This window comes from Pedobacter sp. AC212, from assembly GCF_979258625.1.
This window is the reverse complement of the sequence record NZ_OZ409870.1, coordinates 641,332-663,752: the sequence shown is the minus strand read 5'-3', so window position 1 is coordinate 663,752 and position 22,421 is coordinate 641,332. Positions and strand designations below refer to the sequence as shown.

Here is a 22,421-nt window from a genome sequence, read left to right as displayed (position 1 = left end):
AAGTATTTACCCTCAATGCTTAGTAATAAGGAACATCGAATTTAAGTCATGACCGATTATTTACCCAGTGCTTGTAGCAGCCTCTCTTCAAATAGAATTGATCTTTCTTTGAATTCTTGATCAAGAAAAGAGATGTTGGCCATTGCGGAGATGATTTTACCGTTTTTATCCACAAGAATATTTGAAGGAAAGCCGTGGTTAATATTAAGCTTTGCGATGTCAGCCTTGCTTAAACTTACAATTTCGTATTGATAATTGTTCTTCGTTTGAAAACGTTTGGCTGTGAGTGGGACATCGTGAGTGATGCCTATAAAACGAACGCCTTTTTTAGCATATTTCTCCACTAATTTATTCAGTTCTGGCATCTCTGCAATACACGGCGGGCAGTTTTCAAACCAGAAGTTAATCACCACAATTTGATTGTTCAAACTTGTTTTTGAAAACATTTTCCGATTTGTTGTCAAGCCTTTGAAATAGGGTAAATCTTTTCCTATCAATTCTTCGAAAAAAGTTTCCTGAGTAGCCCATTTCACTGGGGTCTCTTGTGCTTTGGTGGTGAAGCCAAGAAGGAGAATAAAACAAAAAAAATAGGCTTTCATAAGCAGCAAAGATAAGCCAAATACGCCAATGCAACATTAAACAAAAAAGTCTTACCGAATTTCCAGCAAGACTCTTAGTTTGTTTGGTGATTATTTTGTTTTCAAAGATTTCTCGGCTTAGCCCAAATGGCGATTATTGCAATTCAGGCCTGTAAAAACTATTTGAAAGTAATTGAACCGTACTCAGTTTTAACGTTAACATTTGCTCCACCGCCGCTGCCGATTTTGCCTGCATATTTTCTGGTTTCGTCATCTTTACTCACTAAACTGGAACTAACATTAGCGCCATATTTAAAGCCAGAGTATGAAGTTGAAACATTGAAATTTCCATTAAATCGATCGGCGAAACCAAGTCCTACCGAAACATATTCGCCCCCGAAAGTGAAGCTTTTGCAGGCTGGAGTAATTTCGTTTACGTTTAACCTGTTATAATCCATATTGATATTGGCATCGCCATTAAGCGTACCCAAATTTACGTTTGAATATTCTGCATTAACGGCTATTTTACCCGCTGCCGCAATATTTAAATCGCCATAGGCCTGCTTAACTACGGTATTTCCTTTTACAGTGTTGATGTTTACTTTAGCATATTCGGCACTTAACAACAGGTTGCCGCCAATGTTACCTACTGTTAAACCTTTACCATACTGAACTTTGATATCTGCCGATCTTCTGATGGTGTTGATATTTACCCCAACGTACTCTGCATCTAACTCTAAAGTTCCTACAGCACCGATCGTTACCGGGCCGTTGTATTCATGTTTAACTACAGCAGCATTCATATCCTGAATATCGCACTTGCCGTACTGAACATTAATGTAATTGTTGCTGTTACTTAAATTTCCTGCCACCAAGTTTCCATATTGTACTTTTAATGAGGTTGGTCCGGAGAAATTCCCTACCTCAACATTACCATATTGCTGCAAAACAGATAGTGGGTTTGAGGCTGGCATGTATACCACATAATTAATTTTCACCTCTCGTCGCCAAGTAGTTACCCCATTTCTTACACCTCTTCCCCAACGGCCACTTCTATCAGCCAAATTGGTTTTTATCGAAACCACATCACCACTTTTAGTAGCATCAATATTAACCGCATCCAGCAATTTTTGCACATCATTATCCGAATTGCTAAACGCTTTAATGTCTATATCTACTTTAACTTCCTTCCTATCCCATGTTTTTACCACGATAGAGCCGTACTGATTATTCAGGTTTACTTTATCGCTATTATCAACGCTAAAGCTTTTTGAAAAACTTTTCGACCGTTCGGCATCCGCACCCGCTTGAACATCAGCGTTCACAGTTACACTGTTGTTAAGAGTTACCGAAGTTTTATTCACCGCGTAGGTATTGTTTGATGCTGTTACCACTACAGTCTGTTGAGCATTCGCTTTTCCGGCAATGAAAGCCACTAAGGCTAAAAATATTTTAATTGTTTTCATGTTGTTAATTGTTAGACATTTATTGGCTCCACCTGCCGACCGGTTTTGCCTTGAAATGTTGTGAGCGTATTATCTTATACTTAGTATTTGGTATAAAATAGCTAGATTGGGTTTTAAACTTACTAAGTTGTATGATAGAGTTCAAGTAAGCCACCCAAACTTTATACTTTATACTAACTACTTTATACTCTCCTCCTAAATCTGATTTACTTTTTTATAATCGTCTACTTGATTGATAATCAGCAATTGTTGTTTTAAAAGTTGTAATTGGATTTCGCGGTTTTTAACCATTGCTTTAACTACAAAAGTTTGGTTTGGCGACGTTGGAAGCTCCAACCTTAGTCGTTCATATTCTTCATCCAGTTTTGCCAAATCAGCAGTAAATTTTTTATAAAGCTCTGGGTTTGCTGAAGCGAAAATGGCCAGGCTATCTCTTTTCTCGGTGATTAATCCCGTAAAATGAACTTCTTTCTGTGCATAAGCTTCGTTAACATCCGCGATTTCTAAATCTTTGTTTTGCAACCTTCCGGCGTACAACCACACTAAACCGAAAACCACTACCAAACTTGCGGCTACACTCATCCATAAGTATAACTTTACTGGCTTTTTTTTATCTTGTTTTACCTGATTTTGTTTTGAATCTAACTCTAGCTCTATTTTGGCCCAAAGCCCCACTGGTGGCTCCATCACATCAAAAGCCTTTCGGTTCTCTTTAACAAAAGTTTCTAATCTGTTATTCATCTCTCATCCCTTTCTGTTCTAAAATACTTTTTAACTTTTTCTTCGCCCTCATGTATTGTGTGCGACTTGTGTTTTCACTTATTTTTAAAATATGTGCAATTTCTTCGTGGTCGTAACCTTCTAATAAATACAAATTTAATACCACTCGATAACCATCTGGAAGTTCTGAAATGGCATTCCTAACTTCCTCGGCCTGCAATTTAACTTCATATTCATCTGCAGAAATTTCATCAGGTATTTCTGATAACTCTTCCGTTCCAACAAATTCAAATTTACGCTTGCGCAGATAATTGATTGATTTGTTGATTACAATCTGCTTCAGCCAAAGCCCGAAAGTAGTTTCCTGTCTAAAATCTACAATCCTGGTAAATGCATCTAAAAAGGATTCTTGTAAAACATCTTCAGCTTCTTCTTCATAATTCAGAATTCGTAACGCCACATTATACATCGCCTTTGCATACAGTTTGTACAAATCAAACTGTGCTGCCCGGCTGCCCTGCATGCATGCTTTAACTAGCTCTAGGTTTTTATCTACGTAAACGGTTTCCAAAATTTTGAATATTCTGATTATAAGACAGGCGGGATTTTAAAACGTTGCATCAAGGTATAAAAAAAATTGAACAGCCTCCTTACTTTGAGGAGGATAAGGAAACTCAACTTTGTATAGATAGGTGCAGAACCAGGAGAAAAGCAGAAATAATTATTTATATGCGGTGGCTAATCTAATGGCTTCTTCAAGAATTTCATCTTTTCCTTCCTGTATGCCCTTAATCGTATTCTTCACCATCACATCAGGAACTACACCGTTTAAATGGTGTTTGCTCCCATCAGGGTTTTTAACAAGCATACCCGAATAAAAAAAGCGATATCCACCTGGCATCGAGATTAAATTTATATTGCCATTTGTACCAGAACTTGGCTGCCCCACAATTGTTGCTACTTTAAATTGCTTATAAGCAGATAAAAAGCTTTCAGTAGCGCTTTGACCGGTAGCATCAGCCAACAGGAATATTTTTGCTTTTACTATAGGCAAAGCAGGTTCAATAGTATAAGACCCTATAGCATATGATACTTTCTGATAATCTGGATACAATATTTGAGGTGTAAACATTCCACTATTTGAGGTTAGCTTTTTATCCGTTAAATGCGATAAAAATGTTTCTGTATCTTCATTTAAATAACCTCTCATGTCAACAATTACGGATTTTGCTTTCAAAATTTCAGCCATGTGTACCTCAGTTGTTGTTTTATTTAAATTAATATAGAAGATATCCTTCGATATCCACTCACTCTTCCCTCTATTATTTCGATCAGAGCCAGAAGTATATTCACTGTATGGGTAGGTTCTAGAAATATCGACCGAAATATTTTGGTTTTTTCTTTTCAAATTCAAATGAACAACTTCATCCTTTTTACCTTTTGTAAGAGCAATTGTACTTTTGGCGAGCTTCCATTGTGCCGAACCAGAAAAAAGCGAATCGGTAGATCGAAGAATATCGAATGGTTTTTTACCGTTAATTTGAATAAGTTCGTCACCTGCTTTAACCTGATCAATCAATCCAGAGTCGAGTACTTTTTTTACAACTATCTTTCCCTCTGCAACATCAAAAAGCAGTGGTAATGTAGCAATGTCTTTATTAGAGTCGCCATTCAAATCTACAAACATGTGACCATCGTTGAGGGAATTTGCAATCCACTTTAATGTTTTCAAAAAATCTTGATCTGTTTTATCAGAGAAAGCCCTTAATATACTTTTACTCCAAATTTCATCGGCATTCAATGAAGCATCATCCCAATAAGGATAAGAATGTTTTAAGGCATTATATAGAATGATAAGATCCGCTAATCTAATTTTTAAATCTGCGCCACTGATTTTAAATTCGCCCTGATCATCTTTCGGCCACGAATCATAAGCAAGTTTGATGAGTTCAGCCACTCGACTTTCATTCACTATAGGGTAGGTATGCTTTTCATTTCCGTACAAGGCCAAAGGAACAATGCATTTTATCCCAGGCACTAAGGTTTGTGTTATAATCTCACCAATTTTAAGCTCTTCTTCAAAAAATTTTTCATCGCCCTGAGGTTTAAAAATTCGAATAATTCTTCTATCGATTTTCGAATCCAATTGGTTTAACGCCACCATTTTTTTAACCAGTGGGATAATTGTTCCTTTATCCTCATTTATAACATTTAAACTGATGTTGTCAAAATTCAAAGATCCGGAGCCAAAATTAGTTTCTATGGCAATGGTAAATAATTCTAATTCAGGGTCAAAAATTCCTTCGAAAATATACTGCTTTTCGCTACTTGAAACAACAGAATCTTTAACAAAGTTGAGTTTACCCATATAAGGCTTTAAAACCAAAGCTTTAACATCTGATTTGACAGTAATATTTAAGATAAATTTTTTGCCCTTATATGCTACTACACTAATTGGTGAGATTATGGCAAATGCTCTTTGGTTAATTCTTTCTTCTGATACAGGATTAAACCTATTGATACGGATGCTATTGTAAATATTAGTGAAATAAGGAAGCTTTAAACCAACATGTTGCCAATAAATAGGAGTATATCCAACTAAGGTTGAAGGTGTTATTTGGCTTACATCAAATTTCAGATTTTCTTTTACAGAAATTTTTATGGTTGGCGCAAGCGGAAGAAACAATTCATTTAACGTGGTAACTAATTCTTGATCATTTTTAACATGAAGCATTTTTTGACTTCCATAAATAGCAAAACTTTGCCATTCAATTTTCGAAGCTTCATCTGAAGGATGGAAATATTGAATATAGCCATATAGCTTATTAAATGCGGTTAAATTGCGGATTTGCCGTTGAGTTTGTGTAAACCCTGTCAGAGAAGTAATAATTAGGAAGATTGTAAACAGGAACCGCATTGGCTGATGATTGATTAAAAACAGCTTAAGATAACGACTAATCCTTTTTGAAATTTAGTTTTAACAAACATTAACATCATTTCTGATCAACCAAAAAGGGCGATGTTTCCATCGCCCTTTTGCTATTATTTACTCAAATACATTGATTTATCTTTGTAAAGCTTGCGGAAGTAAGGATCTTCCAAGTCTTTAATGAAACGGATTGCTTCACCGGTAGATTTCATTTCCGGACCTAACTCTTTCGTCACCTCCGGGAATTTTTCGTAAGAGAAAACGGGCTCTTTAATTGCATAACCTTGAAGTTTACGCTCGATGGTGAAATCTTTCAGTTTCGCCACACCTAACATAATTTTAGCGGCAATATTAATGTAAGGAACATCGTAAGCCTTCGCGATGAAAGGAACTGTACGTGAAGCTCTTGGATTTGCTTCGATTACATAAACTTTCTCATCTTTAATGGCGAACTGAATGTTTAACAATCCACGAACATCTAAAGCTTTCGCTATTTTGATCGAGTATTCTTCCATCGATTTAGTCACGGATTCTGGTAAGCTGAAGGTTGGCAACACAGCGAATGAATCTCCCGAGTGAATACCTGCAGGCTCAATGTGTTCCATCATCCCTACAATGTGAACATCATCTCCATCAGAAATTGAATCTGACTCTGCTTCTTCTGCTCTATCTAAAAAGTGATCGATTAATACACGGTTGCCCGGTAAATCGCCCAATAATTTCACCACTGCTTTTTCAAGGTCTTCATCATTAATTACGATGCTCATACCTTGTCCACCCAAAACGTAACTCGGACGAACCAGAACCGGGTAGCCCACTTCGTTTGCTACAACGATGGCCTCCTCAGCATTTTCTGCTACACCGTATTTCGGATAAGGAATATCTAGTTCTTTTAACAAGTCGGAGAAACGTCCACGATCTTCGGCGATATCCATGTTCTCAAAAGAGGTTCCAATGATTTTGATACCTTTTTCAGTTAGTTTTTCAGCCATTTTCAAAGCAGTTTGTCCACCTAACTGAACGATAACACCCTCTGGTTTTTCTAGTTCGATAATCTCGCGAACATGCTCCCAGAAAACCGGCTCGAAGTATAATTTATCGGCCATGTTGAAATCGGTAGAAACCGTTTCAGGGTTACAATTAACCATGATGGCCTCAAAACCTGATTCTTTGGCTGCCAATAAACCGTGTACACAAGAGTAATCGAACTCAATACCCTGGCCAATGCGATTTGGACCCGAGCCTAATACGATTACTTTTTTGCGATCGGATGAAATAGACTCATTTTCTTCATCGAAAGATGAATAATAGTATGGCGTTTTTGCCGGGAATTCTGCCGCACAAGTATCCACCATTTTATACACCCTGTTTATACCCAAAGCTTTACGGCGGTCGTAAACTTCATCTTCGGTAACGTTGCCCAATAACCATGCAATCTGAATATCAGAGAAGCCTTTGGTTTTAAGCGTGAAGAAGAAATCTTGAGGGATGTTGTTTAGCGAGTAACGTTTCAATTCAACTTCTAAAGCAACAAGCTCCTGAATTTGATTTAAGAACCATTTATCAATTTTTGTTACCTTACGGATAGATTCCAAAGGCACGCCCATTGTCATGGCATCTTTTATTAAGAACAAACGGTTCCATGAAGCATGCTCCAAACCGTCCATAATTTCGTTAATGTTGCGGTTCTGGCGACCATCGGCGCCTAAACCAGCACGGCCAATCTCTAAACTCTGACAAGCTTTTTGTAGAGCTTCGATGAAGGTACGACCGATAGCCATTACCTCACCAACAGATTTCATTTGCAAACCTAATTCTTTGTTAGCGTCTTTAAACTTGTCGAAATTCCAACGAGGGATTTTAACAATTACGTAATCTAAAGTAGGTTCGAAATAAGCTGAAGTTGTTTTTGTAATCTGATTCTCGATTTCATCCAAGTTGTAACCGATGGCTAATTTGGCTGCAATTTTAGCGATTGGATAACCAGTGGCCTTACTTGCTAACGCTGATGAACGAGATACACGTGGGTTAATTTCGATGGCAATAATATCATCATTTGCAGGATTAACCGAGAACTGAACATTACAGCCGCCGGCAAAAGTTCCGATGGCTCGCATCATTTTAATCGCCTGGTTACGCATATCCTGGTAACAACGATCAGATAATGTCATGGCTGGCGCAACCGTTATAGAGTCGCCGGTATGAATCCCCATTGGGTCGAAGTTCTCAATCGAACAGATAATAATTACATTATCGTTGCTATCTCTAAGTAATTCTAATTCGTATTCTTTCCAACCTAAAACGGCTTGTTCTACTAAAACTTCGTGAGTTGGCGAAGCTTCTAAACCGCGTTTAAGTGCGGCATCAAATTCTTCTTTTTTGTGCACAAAACCACCACCAGAACCACCTAAGGTGTATGATGGACGGATTACCAATGGAAAACCGATTTCCTGAGCCGCTTCTTTACCTTCTAAAAATGAATTGGCAATTTTAGATGGCGCTACGCCTACACCTATATCAACCATTAACTGGCGGAAGGCTTCACGATTTTCTGTTTTTTCGATGGCTGCAACATCAACGCCGATCACCTTAACGCCATATTTTTCCCAAACACCCCGCTCAGAAGCTTCTACGCATAAGTTCAACGCAGTTTGGCCGCCCATAGTTGGCAATACTGCATCAATTCTTGGTAAATCTGGCGAATCAATGTGTTCTTGAAGAATAACTTCAATTGAATCAACAGATAAAGGGCGAAGATAAACGTGGTCGCCGATAACTTTATCCGTCATGATGGTTGCCGGATTTGAGTTGATGATCGAAACGGTGATTCCTTCTTCTTTCAAAGAAAGTGCCGCTTGAGAACCCGAGTAATCAAATTCACAGGCCTGGCCAATAATAATTGGTCCCGATCCGATAATTAATACTGAGCTTATGGAAGTGTCTTTAGGCATGATAAAGTTTAATACAATAATTAAAATTCTAAAGTTTTTTAACCTGTTAAGGCTGAAGAAGCAAGGAGGTGTTTTGCTTTTTGAGGAGGAAAATCCCAACTGTTCTGTCGGGATGCAAAGATAGGTTTTTTAGAAGTATTTTAATTGATTATTTTAAAATAAAACAATAGTCAATTTTTATGTAAAAGAGAGTCTCGAAACGGGATAATATTGACCAGTTCTAACCATATTTACAAAAAATCGTTCAGGATCTTCTGAGTACAAATTAGCAGTATCCGGTGAGTAGCCAATATGGGCATCTGGTAGAAATTGGGTTATTCCTCTAAATAAAATTGCTCTTTCTTCATCAGTGTTGCAGGTAAAAGTAACATGCAAATTATCATTGGTTAAAAACTGAAATTTCTTTTCTTCATTAATTGTAACTACAAAATAGAGTTTGGTTTTTTCAACAATAGGCATTACCCACACAATGTTTGTACTGTTTAAAGATATCAAGTCAATCCAGTAGCTGCTTCCTTTTAAAGCGCCATTAGAGTTGGTACCCCTAGAACTTATAATTAAAGGCCAAGCTACGCCGATTAAGATGATAATGTATACTCCAGTTAAAAGAGCATAACTTATACAAACAATAGGAACGGCGTAAATTAAGAACTTAAGAAACATGGCAGAGAAATTTGCAGCTGATATTTTTTTCCGCAAAAACTCTTCGAACTCTGTATTGAGTTCATTAATAGGAGGTAATTTTTTAATTATACGCTTTGCTTTTTTTTCCTCACAACCCATCTTAAGCAAATCATTGTAAATTTTTTCGTGATCAATTTTATACTGGTGTTTATTTATTGCATAATCCCAATATTCACTAAAATTAGATTGTTCAGAGTTTCCGCTTTCCTCAATAGGTTTATTTTCTAAAAAACCTCTTTTAATGAGCTCGGTATTTAGCGCTTGCTTAGCCTCAAAAATTAAATCTTTCTTGTTTTTCTCATAGAAACTGAGAAGTTCTTGATCAGAAAATTTGGCGTATTGTTTCTTAATACTATCTAGATGGTTCATCCCAATAATTTTATTAATAAATGGGATGTTTAATAAAGTTATTATTTTTCTGTTATTCCCCCAACATTTTAACCTCAAATTAATTGGTTAAGGCATTATTTCATTGGAATCTTTTCAATTAGAATGTCTTTCCAAGGCATCATAGTCTTTATCCGTATCTTACAAACACTTTCTTTAAATTGCTAAAGCGAAGATGCCTTGGCTAAGCCCCTGTTAATAGGCCCCTTCCACATATGAATAATACTTTCAGTGCATACAAAGTCAAACTTAAATCCTTTTGTTACCAAATCGCCGTTCCTTAATATTTCATCTATTCCGCAATCTATCGCAAATAATAATTGATCACCAACGAATAGTAAATAGCTACTTTGAAAAGCATAAAAAATATTTATTTGCATTACAAACAACTCATTAAACCTAATGAGTTTTGTTATCTATTACATTACTCTTTTTAAAATAATCGAATATGGTTCACGGATATTATTCCAAATTAATCAGCAAACAAGAAATCGGACAGCTAAAATGTCCAAAATGCGATGCTGTAAATGATATGCAATTGGAAACTTTTTGCAGAATTCATCATATACTATTCATTCCGTTTGTTGCAGGCAAAAAAACAGCCTATATCGGTTGTGGAAAATGTGGCACTCACTATTATCCGTCCGCATTTCCAGCTTATGAGCAACAAGCGATTGAATTTACAAAACAAACAAAAAAACGTTGGTATCACTTTTCAGGGCTTATACTGCTTTTGCTTTTTATAACTGGTGCGACAGTGCTGGTTTTTATGGGATCGCAGGAAAATAAAAAACGCATGGAAAATAATTTAACTGGCCTGAAACCTAATTGCGTTATTTTCTATCACAAAGCAAAAGACGTAAATACAAGCATGTTGGTGAGTAGAGTAGTAGCCGATACTGTTTTTGTACATGAGAATACTAAATCAACAAACGGAAGTGCCTATCAAATTGATGACTCTGATAATTACAAAGGGCAGGAAACCTATTTTTTAAAAAGCAAATTAAAACAATGGCTTAGTGAGGGTAAAATCAATGACATCACAGAACCACAGACTTATACAGATTAATTTTAAGACAATAAAGACATGAATTTAGTTGATCAGATTAACGCATCGAATAAGCGAAATAAAAAAAAAATAATCTTAATAGTGGTGGCTATTTTCATGTTGTCAATAGCGACTGCCATTTTACCGTTTTTTATTAATCCGAAAGCATTTTACGATTTTAAAGATGGAAAAGTATATTTCGGCGGCAAGGAGTTACGTTACATAAAAGCAAATGAATTTAGACCGCTTGATTATAGCGTAGCTGTAGACTGCACAAAGGTTTATTATAACGGCAATCCTGTTGACTTTGTGGATCGTAAGACATTCAAAAATTTGAATAAAGGATTTTACTTCGACAAGAACGGATTGTATTATGAAAAAACTTCCCTTTATTCAAAAAACAAACTGATGCCTTTGAAAGGAGATTATGATCAAGCAACCTTTCATTCTTTAGGATATCAAACCACGCTATTTGCTGATAAAACAAATTTATATGTTATCGATGTTTTCGGGGACCCGCCTTTAGAAAAAGTAGAAGTTCCTGGTCTTGATATAGCTACTTTACAATCGTTGCACAACAACTGGTTAAAAGATAAGAACAAAGTATATTTTGATGATTGGGGTAAAATAAAGGTTTGCCCAGAGATAGATGCTGCAACCTTTATTGTGCTTAACTACACTGTGGCCAAAGATAAAAACAAAGTATATTATATTACACGAGGGCTAAAATCAGATCAAAAGGAAGCTACAGAAAGGGCAGATTATGCCGTGTTGGATGGAGCTGATGCAACAACCTTTGAAATGCTCGATGATAAAGAATATCGCGATAAAAACAAAACGTGGACAATTTCAAGAGAAGGGGAAAAGGTAGAATATAATACGCCTGAAGGGAGAACAAAAAATTAGTGCTGTAATCCAATCTATTGCTGCAGTTTAATTTCGCCTAAATCAGTTGTTGCACTATCTTTCACGGCAACCTTTTCTATCAAAAAATCCTTGTAAGGAGCATTAGCCCTAATAGATATAGTATAAACGCCTTCTTTTAAATTCGTAAAAGTAAAAGCACCTTGATTCATCTGCGCCTTAACTGTATCTGTTCCGGCAATCAGTGAAATGCCTGCAACAGCATCGGTTGGATTAATCCGCCCAACTATTCCTCCTTGCTTAATCAGTGCAAAAGCAAAAAAGAAAACAGTTGATACCAGTAATGCGATTAAAAAAACTCCTAGCTTTTTCATTTTAATACATTTTAATAGTTAGAATCCAAATTTCCTCAGTAAACGTATGATATGCAAAAATTGTTTGTCGCAGAATTAGCACAGTAGACAAAATTGTGCTAATTCCTTGTCTGAATTTTTGTACAACATTTAAGAATTTAACCCTTACAGAAGTTAACAAAGCGTTAAAACCTGATTAGAATGTAACATATCTATAGTGTTAAACACACACGAAGTCATGTTTTCGTCATGAAAGCATAGTATCGAAAAAATTGGCAATAATGTTGTAATAAGCAGAACATATATGCGTTTTGTATATACTTTAGAAAAAGATCTAAAGCTTCCTCCGCGGAGTAGTTAACCGCAATGAGGATTTCTTCATAAATAGTTTGTTTGGTTTATTATCCGGTTAGAGGAGCCCTCCTCAACCGGATTTTTTCTTTTTCAGCCATTTTCCTTTACATTTGATTTGACAGTAAAAAATTTTAATGTGAGCCGATCTATAAGAAAAATCGCCATTGTAGGCCCTGAAAGCACAGGAAAATCAACCATGTCGCAGCTGCTTGCAAAATATTATAAAGTATCCTGGGTACCAGAATATGCCCGCTACTACTGCGAAAATTTAACTGCGCCTTACACTTTACAAGATGAGGTAAATATGTATTATGGTCAGGTAGCTTTGGAAGATGCGATTTTAGTGACAACAGAAAGTGAGTTCATTATCTGCGATACCACATTTGTAACCGTAAAAATCTGGAGCGATGAAATGCTGGGCGAAACGCCACAAATAGTTTTGGATGCTTTGCCGAAAAGACCATATGATCTTTATCTGCTGATGGATATCGATTTACCTTGGCAGGATGACCCTCTGCGAGATTTCCCCAATCAACGGGAATATTTTATGGAGGTTTGGCATAAGGAACTACAGGCTCTAAATGCTAACTATAAAGTGATTAGTGGTTTGGGTGAGGTTAGGATACAGCATGCTATTGCAGCAGTAGATCAATTTTTAGCTTTATAATTTGGAAAGCAATGGCAGCGGTTATAGGGCAAATTGTTCCCGCCCCCGCTTCTGCCACAATGAAAAATTGCGGGCATCTCGCTAGGGTCGGGTTTATGTGGCAACCTAGCAGCACAACTTTAGGTTAACTAAACCCGATTAAAATGAAAATCCTTTTTATATTTTTCAAGTTACTAACCCTTCTAGCGAAATTAAATAGGGTTAGTAACTTGATATAAAAAGATTGTAATGCAAGCGGGACTGCAAATTCCGATGACGCACCGAAATTGCTTTTCTAAAAAAGTAAAAAAGATAAATCTTTGAATATATTTTCTACATTTGCCCCATCATTAGGGGTGCCTTGTTTGTTATAAACACAAAAACGGGCTGAGATCATACCCATTTTAAGTAGAAAGTGAAAAGTAAAAAGTGAAAAGTTTGGTCAATCATCGAACTTTCAACTTTGAACCCTCAACTTTTAACTTGAATGCACCTGATCCGGGTAATGCCGGCGTAGGGATTGGAGTTATGGAAGTTTAACTGAAATCGGGAGTACCCCTATTTCCGATGGGTTTAACTAAAAACAAAAACATTGAAAAATTTACTTTTTGCAGCCCTTGTTGCAATGTTGCCTTTATTTGCATCGGCACAAAATTCGGTTACCGGAAAAGTTACCGATAACAATCAAAACGCCTTGCCTGGCGCAACCATTAAAATCAAAAATCAGCGAACAGCCGTATTAAGTGATGCCAATGGAAATTACACTCTGGCCAATTTAGCTGGTGGCAATTACACCATCGTAGTAAGTTATGTAGGCTACCGAACACAGGAAAAAGCGGTAAATCTAAATGGCAATGCCAGCTTAGACTTTGAGCTGGTTCAGCAAAACTTTCTGGCCGACGATGTTGTGGTTAGCGCCACCCGTGCATCGAAGAACTCTGCTACAACTTTTAGAAATCTTGACAAAGCGGAGCTGGCGAAAAATAATCTGGGCCAGGATTTACCTTATTTATTAAATCAGACCCCTTCAGTTGTGGTAACTTCCGATGCAGGAGCTGGTGTGGGCTATACCGGCCTTCGTATCAGGGGTAGCGATGCTACACGGATCAACGTTACACTTAACGGCATTCCATTAAACGATGCAGAAAGCCAGGGAAGTTTTTTTATCAACCTCCCAGATTTAGCTTCATCAGTTGATAACATCCAAATTCAGCGTGGTGTGGGCACATCTACAAATGGTGCAGGCGCTTTTGGAGGAAGTTTAAATATTCAAACCACTACTCGCCGAGATTCTGCTTATGCCGAACTGAACAATACTTATGGCTCTTACAATACCTGGAAAAACACGGTGAGTGTCGGCTCTGGTTTAATTGCAAACAAGTTTACTTTTGATGGGCGTTTATCACGGATAAAATCTGATGGCTATGTAGATCGTGCATCGTCAAACCTAAAATCATTTTTCGTTTCCGGAGCTTATTACGGCAAAAAAGATATCCTTCGTGCCAACGTATTCAGCGGTACAGAAAAAACCTACCAGGCCTGGAATGGGATAAGCGAAGAAATGCTGCTTACCAACCGCAGACATAACGATTTTACGTACGACAATCAAACCGATAATTATCAGCAAGATCATTATCAGTTATTCTATACCAGAAATATAACCAGCCAGCTGGTAGGCAATGCCGCCCTGCATTATACTTACGGACGGGGTTATTATGAAGAATACAAGGAAGATCGAAACCTCGAAGATTATGGAATTCCTCCTGTGGTTTTGGGTGGTGTTACACAAAACACATCCGATTTAGTTCGCCGCTTGTGGTTGGATAATGATTTTTATGGCGTAACCTACTCCCTAAATTATACACCAAAAAACGACCTGAATTTCGTTTTAGGTGGTGCTTACAACGAATATAAAGGCCGCCATTTTGACGAGGTAATTTGGGCACAATTTGCCAACTACGACGGAAGCGGATCCATCCGCCACCGGTATAATGATAATGACGCCTTCAAAACAGATTTCAATGTTTTCGGCAGAGCGAATTATCAGCTTGGAAAGTTCAACCTTTTTGGCGATCTGCAATATAGAAGAGTCTATTATTCCTACTTTGGTATAGATCCAAATGGTGATCCGGCTCAGCAAAATGCGACTTTGGACTTTTTCAATCCGAAGGCTGGAATAACTTATAATTTTAACGACAAAAGCAATGTGTATGCATCAGTTGCTGTTGGGAACAAGGAGCCAAACCGGAGAGATTTCACGGATTCTAACATCAACAGTCGCCCGAAACCAGAAAACCTAACAGATATTGAAGCGGGTTACCGTACGCAATTTTCTAATTTCAATGTTGGTATAAATGGTTTTGCCATGTTCTATAAAGATCAGCTAATCAACACAGGAAAATTAAATGATGTTGGGGGCCAAACCCGTCAAAATGTTCCTGATAGCTATAGAGCAGGGATTGAGGTAGATGGCAAATGGCAGATTTTCAAAAATTTATCGTGGGCTGCAACGGCAACGTTTAGTCGGAACAAAATTAAGGAGTTTACAGAATTTATTTATGATGACGCCAACGGCGCTTTAACTACTTTTAGTTATAACAATACCAATATCGCTTTCTCACCTTCAATTATCGCATCAAGCGAGATTAATTATACTGTTTTACCAAATGCAAGCATTGCGTTTTTAAGCAAATATGTGGGCAAGCAAAATCTGGATAACACCTCGGCCGATTCACGAGTTCTTTCAAGTTTTTTTGTGAATGATGTTCGTTTAATGTACAATACGCCTTTGGTAGGAACAAAAAATGTAGGCCTAAGTTTACTCATCAACAATGTGTTCAGCACTTTATATGAAAGTAATGGCGGCACGTATCCCTATTTATATGCCGGTGATTTAAGCAGATCAAACTATTATTATCCGCAAGCTACCCGCAACTTTTTATTGAGTTTAAACGTGAAGTTTTAAAATAAGAGGGCGTAAGGATAGGCTTAAAGTTAAAAGCAACACGGCAACCAGTCGCAAAACTTTAGTACATTCGTCATTGCCTGCCTGCTGCGGGCAGGCAATAACGATTTTTTTGATCATGAAATACATTGAGAAGCTTCAATATATTACCTACGACATTCCTGACTTATCTCATATTGAGCAAGTGCAACTGGCTTGTGAAGCCGGTGCGAAGTGGATCCAATACCGTTGTTTAAGTAAAAACGAGGAGGAACTTTTAACCGACATCAATGCGGTTGCAGAAATTTGCGATGATTGGGGAACCACACTCATCGTTGCCAATCACATTCACCTCAATCGAAAAGCAGATATTCAGGGTTTCCACATCGAAGATAGCAACGCTGATTTCATCGCTTTGCGAAAATTAATAGGTGATGATATCACCTTAGGAGGCACAGCAAATTCAGTTGAAAATATAATTCGTTTGGCAGAGCAAGGCGTTGATTACGTTTTCTTAGGTCCATTCTCTGCAGTTGAAACCAACACGAATGGTTCTCCGCTTTTAGGTATCGATGGCTATTTAAATTCAATAAATCAACTTAAAGATTTAAATATCAACATCCCTGTTTTGGCCGCTGGCGGGATTAAAATTTATGATGTAGAACCGCTAATGCAAACTGGAATTTTTGGGATAGCAGTTTCTGAAGCGATTTATTCCGCTGATGATTTCATTCAGGCTTATCAGGATTTTTATGATTTGGTGAAAGGATAGTTATAGCCCAAAAAATCTAAAATCGTCATTCTAAAATCTTAAATTACCTTATCTTCGCAACATGTCTTCACATCACATTGTAAAAGAAAAACAAGAGCCTGCCTTATATATTGATGAGCTTGGCAATTTTAATGAAGAACTTTTAGGTCAGCTTTTAGAATGGAGCCCAACGCTTTTGGTCAACGGCGAAAATTACGATAAAATCGTTTCGTTGGGGCTGAAAGTAGATGTTTTGGTTAACGGAAGCAATCAGGAAGTACAGGAAGATACCAGGATTGTACAAGGCCCTGTTGATGCACTCATGGTCGCTATAAATTTTCTTTATGAACAAAGATACCCGGCAGTAAATGTAATTACCAGGAAGTTCGATCTGGAGAAATTTGCTGGTTTTGAAGATAAGATTAACATTGTTGTTTTTACCGAAAGGGCAAAGCATTATCCCATCAAATCTGGCTTTTCTGTTTGGAAACCGGCAGGAAGTCAGTTTCTCATCCATGGAAACCGATACCTGGAAGTTACTAATCTCATGCAAAATGAAGAAGAGGTTTTTGAAGTGGTAAATGATGGATTTGTGGAGTTTTCTTTTTCAGGACAACCCATTTTTATTAGTGAGCCGATATGATTACGCTAAGAAAAGCCAAAGAACAGGATATTGAGGTGATCAGAGCTATTGCCGCTGCAACCTGGCCATCAACCTATCTTGACATTATAGGCCAGGAACAAATCGATTACATGCTCGATAAAATGTATAGTAAAGGGGAATTACTCGGACAATTATTAGAGGGCCACATTTTCATCATTGCAGAAGATAACGAGAATCAATTTGGTTTTGCCGGCTACTCGATTATCGATCATGAAGAACGAATTTACAAATTACACAAGTTGTATGTTTTGCCTTCGGCACATGGAAAGGGCGTTGGTAAAATCTTGATTAACGAAGTTTTTAATCAGGTAAAAGATGCTGGCGGAACTGCCTTGCAACTCAATGTAAACAAACATAACAAGGCAAAAGACTTCTATTTAAAAGGTGGGTTTAACATCAAAGAATCTGTAAAACTGGATATCGGAGGAGGCTACTTCATGGATGATTATGTGATGGAGTATCGGTTTTAAATTTTCTCGGGATAATAAAATTAAGCCACAGATTTACAGATTCTAATCATTAATCTGCAAATCTGGGGCCTTTCTTTTTTCAAAGAATTCTCCACTTCGGTCGAAAGGAAAGTTTTATATCCTATTGCTTCAATTTCGGAATTCTTGTTGGCGCATCCGTTCCGTTTACAATGGAGGTTGCACTTTTAGCAATTGCTTTGATAGTTGAAAGAATATTTTCTACATCTAAAGTGCTGTATTCATCCTTAACGGTGTGGTAAAATTTATCTACATCAATTTGATCGGTACTGATGGTATGCGCCGGAACCCCTAAAGCAGCTAATGTTGCGTTATCACTTCTGTAAAATAAATTTTGTTCTGTGTATGGATCAGGGTGGAAAGTAAATTCTGTTCCTGCTAAGTTCTTTTGCAGAATTTTTCCAAAATCAGATTTATCGTAACCGGTAATGAAAGCGGTATTTTTCCCGAATTTCGAATCTTTACCGATCATTTCGATGTTGAACATGGCGACAACTTCATCCGGATTTAATTTGCTTGAGAAATATTTAGCCCCAAAACCTCCGATTTCTTCTGCGGTAAAAGCCACAAAAATCAATGTACGCTCGTTACTTTTTTGCGCTTTGTAGTATTTAGCCAATGCAATCATCGCTGTTGTTCCTGATGCATCATCATCGGCACCATTCGCTATACTATCACCATTTACCGTTTTAATCACACCTAAATGATCATAATGGCCAGAAAAAACAACCAGCTCTTTTGCTTTTGATTTGCCCGGAATCATTCCAGCAACATTAAACAAAGCCATTTTATTAACTTTTCCTTTCAATTCTACAGTAAACTCATCAGCTTTTTTAGCGCCTAATACAAAAACCTGAACAGCAGATTTGCCGGCTCCCATATCTTTCTCATCCAAAGTTGTCGGTTTATCAAAGTAAGCTTTATAGCGTTTGAAGTTTTCTAAAAATTTTTCATCCTTTAGCGCAAACTTATCATCAATCAAAATAATTTGATTTTTGCCCGTGGCCAACATAGCTCTAAACTGACTTATGAAAGGCTTCTCCGGATCCAAAACCACAACGGTAGCATTTGATTTATTGAGCGTGATATTTTCTTCATTAGCACCTGCAAGAATTACATTTTCAGAAGAAATTTCGCTTCCATCTATTTTGATGCTTTTGTTCACATTGGCTACCTGGTATTTATAAAAAGTCTGACGGAAACCTTTCTCACCAGCTAAAGGTTGTAAGCCTATTTTCTTAAATTCTGATTCGATAAACGTGGCTGCTTTATCTATTCCCGGCGTAAACGTACCGCGACCCTGCATTTCATCGCCACTTAAAGTTTTGATTAAATGATCAGTGTATTCTCTAGTAATTATTTTATCAATGTTTTGCGCCTGAAGCTGCAAACTTGCCATACCGACAAGCGTAAAAAGGAATATTTTTTTCATAATATATTTTTTCTATTTAGATTTCACTTGCGAGTTTAACCAATTATCTCTGAAATTTTGCATTGCGGGAGTTAATGTTCCACCAGTTTTCTCTATCGAAACAATTTCCAAAGCTGGGTTTTCGGTAAATGTTAGTTTTGTTGTTTTATTTTCGCCTCGATATTGATATTTAATTTCTACCACATCGCTTGGCTTATGAGATTTTGTGATGTTGTCTACAACTGATGCATCCGTTACATTTCGTCCGTCAATGCTCAAAATAACATCACCCACATCTAAACCTGCCTGATAAGCCGGTGTTCCCTGCAATGTTTGCATTAGCGTTACTTTGCTATCTGCCTGATTAAAGTTCCCCAAACCTGTATAGGCCTGGCCAGGCTTTGATTTGCGCAAAACAAATCCTGCATTTAATAGCAACTTTGTATAGTCGTTTTTCTCTTTACCATAAATGTACCTACCAAAAAAATCCTTCGCAAAAGCTTCATTTTTTGTTAAAGAAGCGAGGGATTTTTCCAAATCAGGAACGGTGTATGGAATTTCTGGCTTGCCATAAGCTTTCCATAAAGCCCGCATATAATCATCAAGGGTAAGTTTAAATTCCGAACGCAAGCGAAGATCTAGCGCCAAAGCTGTAGCGGCGCCATAAGTGTAATACGAAAGGAAAATGTTTCCCTTGTTGGTTTGATCAATCGCCACACCAGCATCAGCAAAAACAGCATATCTGCTTGCTTCGATGGGTGAGAAGTTTTTGGCTCCAGGCGACGTGAGCACAGCATTTACCATCCCATTAAAAGCCTGAGCAGCATTCTCAACCGTTTTTAAACCAGCCCGGGTTAAAAGCAAGCCACCATAATACTGCGTAAAACCTTCTGCAAGCCATAATTCATCACTGATATTTGAATGCTCAAAGTTAAATGGTTCTAATGTTTTGGGCCGCAAACGCTCTACATTCCAGCTGTGAAAATATTCATGAGAAAAAGTGCCCAATAAGTTGGATTCGTAACCCTCAATTTTTTCAGTACGCTGCACAATGGAAGTAGAGTTTCTATGCTCCATTCCATCGCCGGCATTGGTAGGATACACATCTTCCAAAAAGTAATAGTTGCCGTAATCATAAGTTGGAAAATCCCGCCAAACGGCATAATGTTCATCAACCATTTTTTTCAACATGCCAGCATAATTATCAATCGCCGCCTGTGTATCGTTTGAGTGGGCAATTAAATGGATGGTTTGCGTTTTTCCATCATGGTTTTTCACCTCCCATTTAGCCGTTTTATAATTGGCGATTTCTATGGGGCTATCCATAAAATATTGAAGATTGGCGGCATAAAAAGTATTTTTTTCTATGGGTTTGAGCTGAGTCGCCACTTTCCAGCCTTGCATTTCAGGGTATTTAAACTGCACTGTTCGGGACCGTGCATCCATCCCCACAGGGAAAGCAAAAGTTGCGGGGATATTCATATGGGCATGGGTTTCATCAAAGCCTGCATAAGTGCCATCAATCCAGTTTCCAAAAACCGTGTAAGTAATTTTAACCTCATTTCCATGTGAAGGAATTTCGTAAACATCGCCCGCTGTTTGATTAATCTTTAGTGGTTTTCCTCCTTGATCGAAGGCTTTAAAATGATACACGTTTTTACCAAATTCGTGTGTGGCATATCTTCCAGGAGATGATCTGCTCATTCTAACCTTTAAATTTCCGGCCGGAACATTGGCGATGCTCATGGCAATTTCAGCCTCGTGGTGGATTGCATTTGGAAATGAAACCACGTAACTTATTTCATTCTGAGCAAACGCAGAGAGCGACAACACACCCAACAGAGCGGCGCCTAAAAATTTCTTCATAAAAAAACGGTTTTGTGGTGGAAAAATACAAAAAATGAAACAGGTAAGATGTAAAATGGTTGATGGGTTGCCTCTATTCCCTATTTTCCATTTCCTATTCTACTCCTTATCCCAATCGTATTTTTCAAGTTCGCGGTAGGCTTTGCCCTTAATAATTTCCTTCCGTTTTGACGATTCGGCATCCACCCGGGTTTCATGAATATGATCGGCCACTTCGAAATGGAAATCTTTGTCTTTTTTTGATTGATAGATGGATACGTCATCGCCGTCGGCCGTAGCGAAATCATAAGGACCACGGGCACTCATTAGTTTTACAAACACAGGCAAACATTCGAAAAAGATAAACAGCAGACCAATAAAGGTTACTGCAATTGCGGTGTTATCATCTTTAGTACCATCAACGTTAAACTTCAGCTGACCTAAAGCCCAGTTTCTATCGGCAAAACCTGCAAGATCAGCCAAACTATCCAGCTGTTTTTTGGTGTATAATTTCTCATTAAACAAACCGTCAAATTCCTTTCGGTTATCAACAAAAGTTTCGGCTTTATTTATATTTGCTTTTAGCGAATCGAGTTCTGATTCGCGTTGTTTAATTTCCACCTCCTTACGTTTTGCATACGGACCGTAGCCCATAACGCCAGATGTTTCATTGGTTTTATTTCCAAAAATTTCGAAGTTAAGTTTCTGCCGATCCGCTTTGATTCCCTTCTCTAATGAATCTCTTGTGGCTTTTTGCTGGTTCAGTCTTCCAAATTCTACCTGGTATTTCTTTTCAAAGGCCTTATTTAGGGTATCAATTTTTGATCGCTGTCCGTTTAAATAACTTACTTTCAGCCGTTCTTTAATTTCCTTGTCAAAAATCTTCAATTCAATTGGCCGTGAAATGACCATACCAATCATTATGGCCAATAAAATCCTTGGGGTAGCTTGCAGTAGCTGTTTATTAGTGCTTGCGCTTTTATTGATGCTCGAAACAATATACCGGTCCATATTAAAAATGGCGGCACCCCACAAGAAACCGAAAATGATGGCAAAAACAACAGCTAAATCATCGCCTTTAAAAACGAAATACATGGCATAACCACCAGATAAAGCGGCAAATAAACCTGTAAAGAAGATGGTGGCACCAATGCCAGTATATTTATTTTGTTCTGTAGGATACTTTTCCAGCGTAGGGATGTGAGCGCCAGAGCAAAACCAAAAGAAACGGTTCAGTTTGTCCATTTGTAATGTTTATAATTAAACGCCTAAGGGTTTGATATGTTACAGATTTTTGAGAAAATATATGACGCCACTTTGTTCATTCTACTAAAATCG

Annotated in this window: 18 protein-coding genes; 7 read left to right on the top strand and 11 right to left on the bottom strand. The window is 37.6% G+C overall.

Going from position 1 to position 22,421, the window contains the following annotated elements; genetic code table 11:
- Positions 1-56: 56 nt before the first annotated feature.
- From ACZZZC_RS02850 to ACZZZC_RS02820, 7 genes are all read right to left on the bottom strand, one after another.
- A complete protein-coding gene (locus tag ACZZZC_RS02850; RefSeq protein WP_463484750.1) occupies positions 57-599 on the bottom strand; it encodes a peroxiredoxin family protein in 543 nt (180 codons plus the stop codon).
- Between the two features lie 158 nt (positions 600-757).
- On the bottom strand, positions 758-2,044 hold the full coding sequence (locus ACZZZC_RS02845) for a hypothetical protein (protein ID WP_463486573.1): 1,287 nt from the start codon (positions 2,042-2,044) through the stop codon (positions 758-760).
- Between the two features lie 195 nt (positions 2,045-2,239).
- On the bottom strand, positions 2,240-2,785 hold the full coding sequence (locus tag ACZZZC_RS02840) for a hypothetical protein (RefSeq protein WP_235527247.1): 546 nt from the start codon (positions 2,783-2,785) through the stop codon (positions 2,240-2,242).
- A complete protein-coding gene (locus ACZZZC_RS02835) occupies positions 2,778-3,335 on the bottom strand; it encodes an RNA polymerase sigma factor (RefSeq protein ID WP_463486572.1) in 558 nt (185 codons plus the stop codon). The genes ACZZZC_RS02840 and ACZZZC_RS02835 overlap by 8 nt, the downstream gene beginning before the upstream one ends.
- A gap of 150 nt (positions 3,336-3,485) precedes the next feature.
- Positions 3,486-5,681: a S41 family peptidase gene (locus ACZZZC_RS02830; RefSeq protein ID WP_463486571.1), complete on the bottom strand. Its 2,196-nt coding sequence runs from the start codon at positions 5,679-5,681 to the stop codon at positions 3,486-3,488.
- 125 nt (positions 5,682-5,806) lie between these two features.
- Complete coding sequence (gene carB, locus ACZZZC_RS02825; protein WP_463486570.1) at positions 5,807-8,644, bottom strand: carbamoyl-phosphate synthase large subunit; 2,838 nt, start codon at positions 8,642-8,644, stop codon at positions 5,807-5,809.
- 177 nt (positions 8,645-8,821) lie between these two features.
- Entirely contained in the window at positions 8,822-9,775 is a 954-nt protein-coding gene (locus tag ACZZZC_RS02820; protein WP_463486569.1) for a hypothetical protein, read from the bottom strand.
- 472 nt (positions 9,776-10,247) lie between these two features.
- Here ACZZZC_RS02820 and ACZZZC_RS02815 point away from each other — a divergent pair, with 472 nt between their 5' ends.
- Both ACZZZC_RS02815 and ACZZZC_RS02810 read left to right on the top strand, forming a co-directional pair.
- The gene (locus tag ACZZZC_RS02815; RefSeq protein ID WP_463486568.1) at positions 10,248-10,784 is read left to right on the top strand and encodes a hypothetical protein; all 537 of its coding nucleotides are present in this window, start codon (positions 10,248-10,250) and stop codon (positions 10,782-10,784) included.
- An 18-nt stretch (positions 10,785-10,802) separates the two neighbouring features.
- Positions 10,803-11,669: a DKNYY domain-containing protein gene (locus tag ACZZZC_RS02810; RefSeq protein WP_463486567.1), complete on the top strand. Its 867-nt coding sequence runs from the start codon at positions 10,803-10,805 to the stop codon at positions 11,667-11,669.
- A 14-nt stretch (positions 11,670-11,683) separates the two neighbouring features.
- Here ACZZZC_RS02810 and ACZZZC_RS02805 read toward each other — a convergent pair whose 3' ends face one another.
- Entirely contained in the window at positions 11,684-12,001 is a 318-nt protein-coding gene (locus ACZZZC_RS02805) for a carboxypeptidase regulatory-like domain-containing protein (RefSeq protein WP_463486566.1), read from the bottom strand.
- Between the two features lie 469 nt (positions 12,002-12,470).
- Here ACZZZC_RS02805 and ACZZZC_RS02800 point away from each other — a divergent pair, with 469 nt between their 5' ends.
- The 5 genes from ACZZZC_RS02800 (at position 12,471) to ACZZZC_RS02780 (ending at position 17,809) form a co-directional block, all read left to right on the top strand.
- Positions 12,471-13,001: an AAA family ATPase gene (locus ACZZZC_RS02800; RefSeq protein WP_463486565.1), complete on the top strand. Its 531-nt coding sequence runs from the start codon at positions 12,471-12,473 to the stop codon at positions 12,999-13,001.
- A gap of 604 nt (positions 13,002-13,605) precedes the next feature.
- Positions 13,606-15,945 (top strand): TonB-dependent receptor, encoded by a 2,340-nt coding sequence (locus ACZZZC_RS02795; protein ID WP_463488225.1) that lies wholly within the window; start codon positions 13,606-13,608, stop codon positions 15,943-15,945.
- 118 nt (positions 15,946-16,063) lie between these two features.
- Positions 16,064-16,696: a thiamine phosphate synthase gene (locus tag ACZZZC_RS02790; RefSeq protein ID WP_463486564.1), complete on the top strand. Its 633-nt coding sequence runs from the start codon at positions 16,064-16,066 to the stop codon at positions 16,694-16,696.
- A gap of 61 nt (positions 16,697-16,757) precedes the next feature.
- On the top strand, positions 16,758-17,318 hold the full coding sequence (locus tag ACZZZC_RS02785; RefSeq protein ID WP_056848087.1) for a hypothetical protein: 561 nt from the start codon (positions 16,758-16,760) through the stop codon (positions 17,316-17,318).
- Positions 17,315-17,809, top strand: a complete 495-nt coding sequence (locus ACZZZC_RS02780) for an N-acetyltransferase family protein (protein ID WP_463486563.1) — start codon at positions 17,315-17,317, stop codon at positions 17,807-17,809. Before ACZZZC_RS02785 ends, ACZZZC_RS02780 begins: the two co-directional genes overlap by 4 nt.
- Before the next feature lie 121 nt (positions 17,810-17,930).
- On the opposite strand, the gene ACZZZC_RS02775 is transcribed toward ACZZZC_RS02780, so the two are convergent.
- The 3 genes from ACZZZC_RS02775 to ACZZZC_RS02765 form a co-directional block, all read right to left on the bottom strand.
- On the bottom strand, positions 17,931-19,259 hold the full coding sequence (locus tag ACZZZC_RS02775; RefSeq protein WP_463486562.1) for a M20/M25/M40 family metallo-hydrolase: 1,329 nt from the start codon (positions 19,257-19,259) through the stop codon (positions 17,931-17,933).
- 12 nt (positions 19,260-19,271) lie between these two features.
- Positions 19,272-21,104 carry a M61 family metallopeptidase gene (locus tag ACZZZC_RS02770; protein WP_463486561.1) on the bottom strand — a complete coding sequence of 611 codons (1,833 nt, stop codon included), beginning with the start codon at positions 21,102-21,104 and terminating at the stop codon, positions 19,272-19,274.
- 99 nt (positions 21,105-21,203) lie between these two features.
- On the bottom strand, positions 21,204-22,328 hold the full coding sequence (locus tag ACZZZC_RS02765) for a DUF4407 domain-containing protein (protein WP_463486560.1): 1,125 nt from the start codon (positions 22,326-22,328) through the stop codon (positions 21,204-21,206).
- Positions 22,329-22,421 lie beyond the last annotated feature (93 nt).

What these genes read in the sequence shown, in the direction of transcription:
- ACZZZC_RS02765 (WP_463486560.1), bottom strand. Translation starts at nt 22,328, where the DNA reads ATGGACAAACTGAACCGTTTCTTTTGGTTTTGCTCTGGCGCTCACATC.
- ACZZZC_RS02770 (WP_463486561.1), bottom strand. Translation starts at nt 21,104, where the DNA reads ATGAAGAAATTTTTAGGCGCCGCTCTGTTGGGTGTGTTGTCGCTCTCT.
- ACZZZC_RS02790 (WP_463486564.1), top strand. Translation starts at nt 16,064, where the DNA reads ATGAAATACATTGAGAAGCTTCAATATATTACCTACGACATTCCTGAC.
- ACZZZC_RS02785 (WP_056848087.1), top strand. Translation starts at nt 16,758, where the DNA reads ATGTCTTCACATCACATTGTAAAAGAAAAACAAGAGCCTGCCTTATAT.
- ACZZZC_RS02780 (WP_463486563.1), top strand. Translation starts at nt 17,315, where the DNA reads ATGATTACGCTAAGAAAAGCCAAAGAACAGGATATTGAGGTGATCAGA.
- ACZZZC_RS02815 (WP_463486568.1), top strand. Translation starts at nt 10,248, where the DNA reads ATGCAATTGGAAACTTTTTGCAGAATTCATCATATACTATTCATTCCG.
- carB (WP_463486570.1), bottom strand. Translation starts at nt 8,644, where the DNA reads ATGCCTAAAGACACTTCCATAAGCTCAGTATTAATTATCGGATCGGGA.
- ACZZZC_RS02830 (WP_463486571.1), bottom strand. Translation starts at nt 5,681, where the DNA reads ATGCGGTTCCTGTTTACAATCTTCCTAATTATTACTTCTCTGACAGGG.
- ACZZZC_RS02795 (WP_463488225.1), top strand. Translation starts at nt 13,606, where the DNA reads ATGTTGCCTTTATTTGCATCGGCACAAAATTCGGTTACCGGAAAAGTT.
- ACZZZC_RS02845 (WP_463486573.1), bottom strand. Translation starts at nt 2,044, where the DNA reads ATGAAAACAATTAAAATATTTTTAGCCTTAGTGGCTTTCATTGCCGGA.
- ACZZZC_RS02775 (WP_463486562.1), bottom strand. Translation starts at nt 19,259, where the DNA reads ATGAAAAAAATATTCCTTTTTACGCTTGTCGGTATGGCAAGTTTGCAG.
- ACZZZC_RS02805 (WP_463486566.1), bottom strand. Translation starts at nt 12,001, where the DNA reads ATGAAAAAGCTAGGAGTTTTTTTAATCGCATTACTGGTATCAACTGTT.
- ACZZZC_RS02840 (WP_235527247.1), bottom strand. Translation starts at nt 2,785, where the DNA reads ATGAATAACAGATTAGAAACTTTTGTTAAAGAGAACCGAAAGGCTTTT.
- ACZZZC_RS02850 (WP_463484750.1), bottom strand. Translation starts at nt 599, where the DNA reads ATGAAAGCCTATTTTTTTTGTTTTATTCTCCTTCTTGGCTTCACCACC.
- ACZZZC_RS02810 (WP_463486567.1), top strand. Translation starts at nt 10,803, where the DNA reads ATGAATTTAGTTGATCAGATTAACGCATCGAATAAGCGAAATAAAAAA.